The organism is Oscillatoria sp. FACHB-1406, from assembly GCF_014698145.1.
Taxonomy (GTDB): Bacteria; Cyanobacteriota; Cyanobacteriia; order Cyanobacteriales; family Spirulinaceae; genus FACHB-1406.
The window spans coordinates 116,200-127,550 of record NZ_JACJSM010000016.1 but is presented as its reverse complement, the minus strand read 5'-3'; the positions used below and the strand labels follow the sequence as shown (position 1 = coordinate 127,550).

The window sequence follows — 11,351 nt, the reverse complement described above, 5'->3', positions numbered from 1 at the left end:
GTTGCGAAAATCCCCCGAGCGTAGTCGAAGGGGAAGGAAACAGAAACCTAAATCGTGAGGTTTGGGAATCACCGTGGCTTTAGCCCGGTGAGGATGTCAACACTGCCATAGATAATCGCGCTAATCCCGCTGACGATATTGTGCTGCCGCAGCGCTTCCGATTCAGTAAACCGGGACTCTCGAGCGAAATCCTCTACACTCACAGGATGCTTAACGGCCAGCGTATAGCCAGCATGAGAGTTAGAAGCACTCATTCTGACACTGCCAATACTCTCTGCCGGCCAACCACTGCCACTTTGCAGCAACAACTCGTCAGGAGAATCGGCTTGAAGCACAAATAGGCTACAAAGGTTTGATTTGAGAGTTTGACAGACAATTTGGGTCGTGCGTTCGCAAATGGCGGCTGCATTGTTTTCCTGTAAAGCATAGCTGCCGAGTTCGGCGATCGCGCTCTGGCGATGCGCCCATCTTTCCGCTCGATCGCGCGCCTGTCGCAGGTTGGTAACATCGACAAAGGTTAGAACAACGCCGTCGATCGCATTTTCCAGCGTTCGATAAGGCAAGATCCGCATTTTATAGACCGTGTTCCGCTCCCCAAGCTGTACCTCATACTCGCTCGGTATCAAGGTTCGCAGCACCTCGCGCACCTCAGCCGCAATATTTAACTCAATATCCGAAGCAATTGAAATATCCGTAATCGGTCGTCCGATATCTGTCCCAATCAGATGAAACAATCGCGTTGCATCTGGCGTAAACCGTTTAATTCGCAGTATTGAATCCAGAAAAATCGTCGCAATTTGCGTACTTTTAAATAAATTCTGAATATCGTTATTAGCCGTATCGAGTTCTTCGACTTTATTACGGAGTTCGGCGTTGACGATCTCCAGTTCTTCATTAATTGACTGCATTTCTTCTTTAGACGTTTGCAGTTCTTCATTTGAAGATTGGAATTCCTCGTTCATCGACAGTAATTCTTCGTTCGCCGATTTTAATTCTTCGTTGGATGTCTCGATTTCTTCGATCGTTCCTCTTAATTGCTCTTTGGTGGTGCGGAGTTCGTCTTCTAACTGCTTGATTAGGGTGGCTTCAGCTTGAGAAGTAAGCGCATTTGCTCTAGGTTGTTTGGCAATCCTTGGGGAGGCTCTAAATATTTTCCAGTCCGACCAAAATAGTAAATAATTTCGTCTCGATCGTTCACAATTACGCAGGCAGGCGCATAGTCTTGCAGCAGGATGCGTTCGATCGATTGAGTCACTTGCGACTGTTGACCGACAACGGTTTTAGGCGCGAACTGCGAAGCTTGACGATACAAACTGCGATCGACCAGAGGAAAATCAACTTGCGGCAAAATCATCGGCTGTTTGCGCCGAAACAAACGGTGAGTTTTACTAACAACTTGGAATAGATCGTTGTATTCAAACAGATTTTCAGAACTGCCCAAGAACAGGAAACCCTCGGGTTTCAAGGCATAGTGAAACAAAGGAATTAATCGCTTTTGCAACTCTGAATCAAAGTAAATCAGTAAGTTACGACAAGAAATCAAATCGAGTCGGGAAAAAGGCGGATCGCTAATCAAACTTTGCTGCGAAAAAATACACATCTCTCGCAAATGTTTGACAACTTGATAAATTCCATTTTGTTTGATAAAGAAGCGCTCTAACCGCTCGGGGATCGTGTGCTCGACCAGACTAGCGGGATAGCGCGCGTGGCGAGCTTGTTCTAACGCTTTTTCGTCAATATCTGTCGCAAAGATTTGAACTTGCGGTCGCACATTCTGCCGCTCCATTTCTTCGGAGATCAGCATTGCGATTGAATAGGCTTCTTCACCCGAAGAACACCCAGCTACCCAAATACGAATTGATTTGTCAGAACTGCTCTGCTCTACCAGGGGCGCGATCGCGCTATGCTGGAGTGCATCAAAGGCCTCCGGATCGCGCAAGAAATGCGTTACCCCAATCAGCAGATCTTTAAACAGCAGGTTAACTTCCTGAGTGTTAGTTTTGAGATATTGGACGTAGGCTGCTACTGAAGTGTTTTGCGTAATTTGGATGCGACGCTGAATCCGACGCACCAGAGTTCCCTGTTTGTAATTGCTGAAATCATGTCCGAGTTGCCGCCGCAACAACGAGCAAATTTGACTCAAATAATCGGTGGTCTGCGACAATATACCATCTTTACCCATATTGGCTTGCAGTCCAGCCCGATGACGGGCATACTCAATCAGCTTGGCGGGAATTTCTTCGACGGGCAGCACATAGTCTACTAGCCCGGTCAATACGGCATTGCGAGGCATACTGTCGTATTTTGCCGTTTTGCTGTCTTGAGCGATCGCCTTCGACCTCAACCCTGGCATCTAAATGATAGACTAATCTTTTAAATCATCCTCCGCTTCGCTAAAGGACGGGGTTTTCGAGCAAATTTTCGATGAACGAAGAAGACGATCTCAGCCTACTCGATGACTTTGAAAGCGAATTTGAAAGTCCTCTCGATGATATGCCCCCCGTAGAGGCCGAGTCACAACCTGCGCCCAATCCCGAGTTGATGCTAGCTTTATTAACCTCCAGCGATCGCCAACAGCGTGCGATCGCGGCGAGGGCTTTTAGCGAAATTGAGGACGAACGGGCGATTCCCCACCTCATTGACTTGCTTAAAGATGCTTGCCCGATGACGCGCGTCAGTGCGGCTTACGGACTCGGACGCAATCCTTCCCCCACGGCTGTCGAACCGTTGATCGAGCAACTCGGCATCGATTGGAACGGATATGCGCGCAAAGGGATTGTCTGCGCCCTCGGTAACTGCAACGATCGCCGCGTTCTCCCCCCCTTAATTAATGCTTTGATCCGCGATATCCCAGCGGTTCGCCTTTGGGCGGCTACGGCACTCGCCCGAGCGGCGCATCTGACTTACGAAGATATGATTAAAGTCATTCCTCCTTTGATTGTCGCATTGCGTCGGGATCCGATCGCAGCAGTCCGCAGCAATTGCGCTTGGGCGCTCGGGCAACTCTGTCGCGAACTTCCTTCTAATGCGATTTATGGAACCGCGATCGACGCATTACTCGAAGCGCTTGTCGAAGATGATGATATGGGTGTGACGGAAGATGCAAGAGCGGCTTTACTGAAGGTGGGCGATCCTCGTGGGTTGCAAACGATTGAAGAGTTGGAACGCGAAGGGATGATTTGAGTTGTGAGTGATGAGTGATGAGTGATGAATGGGGGAGTGGTGAATTATGAGTGATGAGTGATTTAAGATCCGTCAAATCGCCCATTATTTAAGAACATCACCTCGTCACCCCGTCACCTCGTCCCCACATCCCCTCGTCTCCCCCTCTTCATTATTCATCATTCATCATTCACCCCCCCGTCTCCTCGTCTCCCCCTCTTCATTATTCATCATTCATTATTCACCCCCCCGTCTCCTCGTCTCCCCCTCTTCATTATTCATCATTCATTATTCATCCCCCCGTCACCCCGTCACGGCAAGCGTCCCTTGATGCGTTAGAGTATTAGAACGATCTGCTAGGCTGCGCGCCTTGTCCATTTTCGCGCTCCTCTCTCAGTTCGCATAACAACCGATAACCGATCTCTGACAATTCAGATGACTGCCGTTCAATCTCCCCAATCTAGCCAACAAACCATCGAACTCGCTCCCAGCTATACCTTGCCGCTCGTTCTTATTTTAGGGGCAATTCCTTTGGGGTTCGTCCAAGCTTGGGTTAGTCTCGCGATCGCGGTGTTTGGCGTATTCCTTCTTTTTCAAGCCCTAACCATTCGCCTGCAATTTACTCCGACAGCACTCGATATTTATCGTTCGGGAAAGTTGATTCGGAATTTTCCTTATTCGCAATGGGAAAACTGGAGAATTTTTTGGGAACCCGTCCCGATTCTGTTTTACTTTAAAGAAGTCAAAAGTATTCATTTTCTGCCCATGTTATTTGACCCTAAAATGCTAAAAATTTGTTTGGAACCCCTCCCTAGAATATAATTTTAATTATTTAGACTTATTTACGAATTTTATAAAAAAGTAAGTGAAGATTCGGATAGCAAGACTATGAATCCCGAAGACGTAAAAAACCGCGATCGCCAATTCGAGCGCGACTGGACGGACGAAGAAGAATCGAATTGGGCGGATGAAGAAGATGAGGATTTAGAAACTTACAATGGATATCCCGAAACCGATGCAGATTTGCCGCCGCTGCCGGAATTAAAAATGCCGAAATCTACATCGGTATCTGGAAGCGCGATCGATCGAGGTTCGACCTTTTCATCAGGAAACTCAGAGAGTTCTTCCCCGCCGCCAGTCGGCGAATTATCGGTGGATTGGGTGGCGAAATCCCAACCGTCAGAGGCAGAAGAAATTACATCTTCAACTCCGGAAGATTCGCAAGCTGACGATCTTGCTGAAACTGAAGAGCGCGTTGAATTTCCAGCACAATCCCAACCCTCAGAGGTCGAAGAAATTACATCTTCAACTCCGGAAGATTCGCAAGCCGATCGTGTTAATTCCGTTGAAGAACGGGTTGCATTCTCATCAGAAGAAATACCTGAAATTGAGGCTTCGGAAACTGAACAAGCAGTAGAATACCCCGCAGTCCGGACAGAAGAAATAGACATTTCCGAACCGCTCCAAGACGCTGGAATTACGCCAGTCGAGCCACCCGAAATCGCACCGGATAAACCTTTAGAGCTTCAAGAAGATCTGTGGGAAACGACCGAAACTCGCGATCGCGAGGAGACAATTGTTGTCTCTTTTTCAACCCCAGAAGCTGAAGTTAGCCCGGTTGAAATCGACCGACAACCGCCTGAGAATAATGATTCTGAGGTCGATCGCCTTGAAATCGACCGGGAAACGCCCGAAAGCGATGATGCTAAGGTCGATCGCCTTGAAATCGACCGGAAACCGCCCGAAAGCGATGATTCTGAGGTCGATCGCCTGCACGAAGAAATAACCCAGTTAAAGCGCCAAAAACAAAGCTTACAAAAAGAAATTCAAGCTCTCCAAACAGAGAAAGCGAGTTTGATTTCTCAGCAGATGGCTCAGTTGCAGGCAGCCCTCAGCCGACTGACGCAAGAGAATTTGCAAGACCTCGAGGAACGCAAAAAATCGCTGCAAGGTTCTGTCGAGCAGCTAGAACGCCGCCGCGATCGCATTCGCGAAGAAATGCGAACCAGCTTTGCTGGAGTTTCGCAAGATATGGCAATCCGGGTGCAAGGCTTTAAAGATTACCTCGTGGGCAGTTTGCAAGACTTAACCGCTGCTGCCGAACAGTTGGAATTGCCGAAATTTGAAGCGCGTCCAGAACCCCGCGAAGAAGCGAGAATGCGCCGAGAATCGCGCCGCCCGCCGGAGGAAGCACCCGCCCCGCGCTTTGCCAAACAAGGGTTCCAAGAACAGCGCCAGCAAATCAACGCCCTTTTAGAGCGGTATCGCGCTCGTCCCGATTACTACGGTCCGCCTTGGCAATTACGCCGCACCTTTGAACCGATTCACGCCGAACGAGTGCAAAAATGGTTTATTTCCCAAGGCGGGCGGGGCGCAATTCGCACGATGGGCAGTCGCTTGCAGAATATTTTGATTGCATCGGCGGCGATGTCGGTGTTGCGAAATTTGTATGGCGATCGCCTGCGCGTATTAGTCTTATCGAATACGCCCGAACGTTTGGGCGAATGGCGCAGGGGATTGCAAGATTGTTTGGGGATTTCCCGCAGCGATTTCGGGCCGACGCGCGGTGTCGTTTTGTTTGAGTCCCCAGAAGCGTTAGTTCAGAAGGCGGAGCGATTTACAGAGGAGAAATTATTACCTTTAGTGGTGATTGATGAAGCTGAAGGGCAGTTAGATTTATCGCTGCTGCAATTTCCACTGCTGTTAGCGTTTGCTCCGGATCCGAACTCGATGTCGAGTTATAGTTTTTAGGCTTGTTTGGAGTAGGGGCGGCTCGAGCGAATCTGGATAATCCGCTCCTCTTTAATTCATAGGGTTGGTAATTTTGAATTTTAAATTTTGAATGCCCATGATGAGTTATTTAGGGATTAGCATACTGCTTGCGATCGCAGCCTATTTTTTAGGCTCGATTCCGACGGGATATCTCATTGTGAAAGCGCTGACGGGATTGGATATTCGCGAACAGGGTTCGGGTTCCACGGGAGCGACGAACGTACTGAGAACGGCAGGAAAACCCGCTGCGATCGCGGTTTTCGTCATTGATGTCCTTAAAGGAGCCGCCGCCCCCGCTTTAGTTAAACTGGTCTATACTTTCGCTCCCGCAGGATTGCTTCCCGCCGACTGGCAGCCGTGGTTAGTGATTATGGCAGGATTAGCTGCCGTTCTCGGTCATAGTAAATCGATTTGGCTGAACTTTAGCGGCGGTAAATCGGTGGCTTCGGGATTGGGAGTTTTGCTAGTGATGAATCCAGCAGTCGCGTTGAGTGCTTTTGGGGTATTTTTGGCGGTTTTAGGGATTTCGCGCATTGTCTCCCTCGGATCGATTATCGCCGCGATCGCGGTTAGCGCCTTGATGGTACTGTTCGGGCAACCCCTCGCTTACTGTCTCTTCGCCGCCCTCGCCGGAATTTACGTTATCGTCCGACATCGTACCAATATTCAACGCTTGCTCGCCGGAACCGAACCCCGCATCGGTCAGAAGTTGGAAACGGAAGCGAAATCCTAGAGAGGAAATTACCCGTTATAGGGGCGAATGGCTATTCGCCCCTACCCGACAACTAAACGGAACTCAGCGTCTTTTCAGCGATTTCCGCGACTTCGGGGCTTTCCGCTTCTGAAGGCGGTACGACTTGCCAGAATTTAGGCAGCATCGTTTCCCAGTTGTCTAAAATCGCCTTAGCTTTCGCACTGCCGGTATGTTGGTGATGGGCGCTAATGAATCCCTTCAGTTGTTCTTCGCCTGCGGTAGAGACAACGCGCTGAATTTTGACGATTTCGCGGTTCACTTTCGCGGGGAAACTGTCGTCTTCATCGAGGAAGTAGGCTAATCCGCCCGTCATCCCCGCGCCGACGTTGCGCCCTGTCGTACCGAGTACCGCGATCGCGCCGCCCGTCATATACTCGCAGCAATGATCGCCCGCCCCTTCAATGACGGCGATCGCTTTGGAGTTTCGCACCCCGAAGCGCTCGCCTGCACGTCCGTTGGCGTACAGCGCGCCGCCCGTCGCTCCATACAAGCAAGTATTACCGATAATGGCGTTTTGAGAAGGATCGAAGGTTGCTTCCGCTGGCGGTTTGATGGCAATAACGCCGCCGTGCATTCCCTTGCCGACATAATCGTTCGCTTCGCCAACCAAGTTTAATGTCATCCCGGAGAGGTTAAACGCGCCGAAACTTTGACCCGCCGAGCCGGTAAAGTTGAAGGTGATTTCGCCTTCAAAACCGTTATTGCCGTAACGTTTGGCGATTTCCCCGGAAACGCGCGCGCCGACGGAGCGATCGGTGTTGACAATTGCGCAGTTGTGTGTACAGGAAGCTTGGTTCGCGATCGCGTCCTTAACTCCCGCCACGGCTAACAACTCATCGTCCAATACCGGGCCGTTACTATGCACTTCATTCGCATTTAACCAACTGCGGTCTTCGGGAATCGGCAACTTTAACAAACAGTTTAAATCGATACCCTTCGTTTTCGTTAATTCCACATCCTCGCGCATCTGTAATAAATCGACGCGACCGATAATTTCTTCCAAACTGCGATAGCCTAAATGAGCTAACAAATGTCGCACTTCTTCGGCAACAAAGTAGAAGAAATTGACCACATGACCGGGCGTACCGGGGAAGCGAGCGCGCAACTTTTCCTGTTGCGTTGCTACGCCAACCGGACAATTATTGGTATGACAAATGCGAGCCATAATGCAGCCTTCTGCAATCATCGCCACCGAGCCAAAACCGTATTCTTGCGCGCCCATCAGCGCCGCCATCACAACATCCCAGCCGGTTTTAAAACCGCCGTCCGCACGCAATAAAACGCGATCGCGCAGTTGATTTTCTAGCAAGACGCGATGCACTTCCGTTACGCCCAATTCCCAAGGCGCGCCAGCGTGTTTAATCGAGCTTAAAGGAGAAGCGCCCGTACCGCCATCGTGTCCGGAAATTTGAATGATGTCTGCATTGGCTTTTGCTACGCCCGCTGCAATGGTTCCGATGCCAATTTCGGCGACTAATTTGACGGAAACTTTCGCCTGCGGGTTAATTTGATGCAGATCGAAAATTAACTGCGCCAAATCTTCAATCGAATAAATATCGTGGTGCGGCGGCGGCGAAATTAAATCGACTCCCGGTTTAGAACGGCGCAACATGGCGATATAAGGACTGACTTTTCGCCCCGGCAATTGCCCGCCTTCGCCCGGTTTTGCCCCTTGCGCCATCTTAATTTCGAGTTGTTTGCCACTCATTAAATATTCGGGCGTAACGCCGAATCGTCCCGAGGCAATTTGCTTGACGGCAGAACTGGCAGTATCCCCATTTTTCAGTCCTTTGAGGTGGGGAAAGGTGGGGGAGATTCCGTTTTCATCGACATCGTGAATGGTTTTAAAGCGCGCGGGATCTTCGCCGCCTTCGCCGGAGTTGGATTTACCGCCCAAGCGATTCATGGCAATGGCGAGGGTTTCGTGGGCTTCGCGAGAAAGGGAACCTAACGACATCGCCCCGGTGCAGAAGCGTTTAACGATTGCTTCGACGGGTTCGACTTCTTCGAGGGGGACGGAAGAACCGGAGGGTTTAAAATCCAGTAAGTCGCGCAGGGCAGTAGGAGTGCGCCCTCCCAGGTATTGTTTGTAGACTTCGTAATGGCTGTATTCTGTGCCTTTGACGGCGCTGTGCAGGGCTTTTGCCATTTCCGGCGAGTTCATGTGATATTCGCCGCCCGGTTTATAGTTGATAAAGCCGAAGTTTTCGAGTTTGCGCCCGCTGGGTTGGGGGAAAGCGCGATCGTGGAAAACGGCGATTTCGCTGGCGAGTTCGGCGAGGGTGATGCCCCCGATGCGCGAAGTGGTTCCGGTGAAGCATTGTTGCACTAATTCTGGCCCCAAGCCCAAGGCTTCAAAAATTTGCGCGCCGTGGTAGGAGGAGAGGCGAGAAATGCCCATTTTCGAGAGGATTTTGAGCAATCCGCCTTCGATCGCTTTTTGATAGTTCTTTTGGGCGGTGCTAATATCGATCGCGTCGATTTGTCCGCGTTCCATCATTTTTTGCGTCTTAGCGTCGGCTTGCCAGTGGCGCACTGCTTCTAGCGCTAGATAGGGACAAACTGCCGAAGCGCCGTAACCGACTGCACAAGCGAAGTGATGGGTACTCCAGCATTGTGCCGTATCGAGGACGAGGGCGGTTTTCAGGCGCAATCCGTTGCGGATGAGGTAGTGATGGACGGTGGCAACGGCGAGGAGGGGGGGAATATAGGTTAAATCTTCGCTGACGCTGCCGCCTGAGCGATCGCTCAGGATTAAGATTTCGCTGCCCGATTTTACCGCAGCCTCCGCCTCGGAACACAGCCGCGCGATCGCGCTTTGCAATCCTTCCGGCCCGTCCGCGATCGGGTATAACGTTGAGAGTTCGCTAGCTTTAAACTGAGGATGGGTTTTTAAACTTTCCAGTTGCGCTTCGTTGAGGAAGGGCGATTTCAGTTTGAGCAATCGCGCATCTTCCGGCTTGCCATCGAGTAAATTCCCGCGCGCGCCCAGTACCATACTTAACGACATGACTAAACTTTCCCGCAGCGGGTCGATGGGCGGGTTGGTGACTTGGGCGAAACGCTGTTTGAAGTAGTCGTAAAGCAGGCGAGGTTTATCGGAGAGGACGGCGAGGGGAATATCGTCACCCATACAGAATGTCGGTTCTTTCCCTTGGGAAGCCATCGGTACGATTATACCGTCCACATCTTCGGCGGTATAACCGAAAGCGGTTTGCTGTTGCAGCAGGGCGGGGGTTTCCCACTGGGGTTGCTGCGCGTAAGGTTGCGATTCGAGGGCGGCGCGGTGTTGTTGCAACCATTGTCCGTAGGGTTTTTGGGCGGCGATTTGTTGCTTGATGTCCCAGTTTTTGAGCAATTCGCCGGTTTCGAGGTTGACGGCAATGGTTTGTCCGGGGCCGAGGCGACCTTTTTCAAGGACTTTCGCCTCGTCAATCGGGACTACGCCTGCTTCGGAGGCAACGATAACGTAGTTATTTTCAAGGATGCAGTAGCGGGCGGGACGCAAACCGTTGCGATCGAGGGCTGCGCCGACAATTTTACCATCGCTAAAGGCTAGCAGCGCGGGGCCGTCCCACGGTTCTTGGAAACTGCTGTGATATTCATAGAAATCGGCAACTTCGGGATGATTTTCGAGATCTGGTTGATTGCGGTACGCTTCCGGCACCAGAACCATCGCCGCTTCCAGGGGGCTGCGACCGGCGCGCACCAACAATTCCATCGTACTGTCGAGGTTCGCTGAATCGCTATTGTTGAGGTTGACGATAGGGGTTAGGGCTTCGACTTCAGTCTCCGTCCAACCGGGAATCGAAAGGTTGGCTTCGCGCGCCGCCATCCAGTTAACATTGCCCAGAAGGGTGTTAATTTCGCCGTTATGCCCCAATAAACGCATTGGTTGAGCGAGGGGCCATTTTGGCATTGTATTGGTGCTGAAACGGCGGTGATAGATGGAGAAGTTGCTCTCAAAGGCGGGGTTTTTGAGGTCGAGATAGAATTCGCCCAAGACTTCGGCGCGCACCATGCCTTTGTAAACGATGGTGCGGCAGGAGAAGGAGCAGATGTAGAAGTCGTCGGCGAGTTTTTTGCCGACGCGAGAACGCGCGATGTAGAGAACGCGGTCTAATTCCGATCCTTGTAAATCTGCCGCCGTGACGAATAATTGCTCGATATGGGGCAAGTTGTCTAGGGCTTGCTGTCCTAAGACTTCCGGACGCACGGGGACTTGTCGCCAGCCCAAAATTTCGATGTTTTCAGCCTTGACAACTTCTTCAATATGTGTTTTTGCCTCTGTGGTTTCTGCATCCCCTTGAGGCAAAAAGACCATTGCCACGCCGTACTGACCCGGGGCGGGAGGCGTTAAATTGCGTTCGGCGAACCAAGATTGAAAAAGAGCGTGAGGAATTGCCGTCATCAACCCCGAACCGTCGCCCGAATCGCGGTCTGCGCTACAACCGCCGCGATGTTCCATGCAGGTTAATGCGCGGAGACTATTTTCGAGCAGTTGATGGTTGCGGGTTCCATCGGTGGTGGCAATGAAACCCACGCCACAAGCGTCTCGTTCTTCGACGAGCCAAGGCTGACCGAGGAAAGGGGTTAAGGCAGATGTCGCGGGTTGAGGGTTGTGCATATTGCAGTTATTCGAGCGAGGGTAAGGAAAATTAAT

Annotated in this window: 7 protein-coding genes; 4 read left to right on the top strand and 3 right to left on the bottom strand. The window is 51.0% G+C overall.

All coding sequences use genetic code 11. From position 1 onward, the window contains the following. Positions 1-68: 68 nt before the first annotated feature. A complete protein-coding gene (locus H6G50_RS16110) occupies positions 69-962 on the bottom strand; it encodes a PAS domain-containing protein (protein WP_190718207.1) in 894 nt (297 codons plus the stop codon). A 113-nt stretch (positions 963-1,075) separates the two neighbouring features. Beyond that, positions 1,076-2,353, bottom strand: coding sequence for a protein-glutamate O-methyltransferase CheR (locus H6G50_RS16105; protein ID WP_190718204.1), 1,278 nt, complete (start codon positions 2,351-2,353; stop codon positions 1,076-1,078). A 71-nt stretch (positions 2,354-2,424) separates the two neighbouring features. Here H6G50_RS16105 and H6G50_RS16100 point away from each other — a divergent pair, with 71 nt between their 5' ends. The 4 genes from H6G50_RS16100 to plsY all read left to right on the top strand — a co-directional run bounded on the left by H6G50_RS16100 (position 2,425) and on the right by plsY (position 6,667). Next, complete coding sequence (locus H6G50_RS16100) at positions 2,425-3,183, top strand: HEAT repeat domain-containing protein (protein WP_190718202.1); 759 nt, start codon at positions 2,425-2,427, stop codon at positions 3,181-3,183. A gap of 414 nt (positions 3,184-3,597) precedes the next feature. After that, entirely contained in the window at positions 3,598-3,984 is a 387-nt protein-coding gene (locus H6G50_RS16095; protein WP_190718200.1) for a DUF3119 family protein, read from the top strand. A 66-nt stretch (positions 3,985-4,050) separates the two neighbouring features. Further along, positions 4,051-5,913, top strand: a complete 1,863-nt coding sequence (locus tag H6G50_RS16090) for a DUF3086 domain-containing protein (RefSeq protein ID WP_347239945.1) — start codon at positions 4,051-4,053, stop codon at positions 5,911-5,913. A 97-nt stretch (positions 5,914-6,010) separates the two neighbouring features. Continuing rightward, positions 6,011-6,667 carry a glycerol-3-phosphate 1-O-acyltransferase PlsY gene (gene plsY / locus H6G50_RS16085; protein ID WP_199303070.1) on the top strand — a complete coding sequence of 219 codons (657 nt, stop codon included), beginning with the start codon at positions 6,011-6,013 and terminating at the stop codon, positions 6,665-6,667. 52 nt (positions 6,668-6,719) lie between these two features. Here the strand turns inward: plsY and H6G50_RS16080 are convergent, their stop codons facing one another. Beyond that, on the bottom strand, positions 6,720-11,315 hold the full coding sequence (locus tag H6G50_RS16080; RefSeq protein WP_190718237.1) for a glutamate synthase-related protein: 4,596 nt from the start codon (positions 11,313-11,315) through the stop codon (positions 6,720-6,722). Positions 11,316-11,351 lie beyond the last annotated feature (36 nt).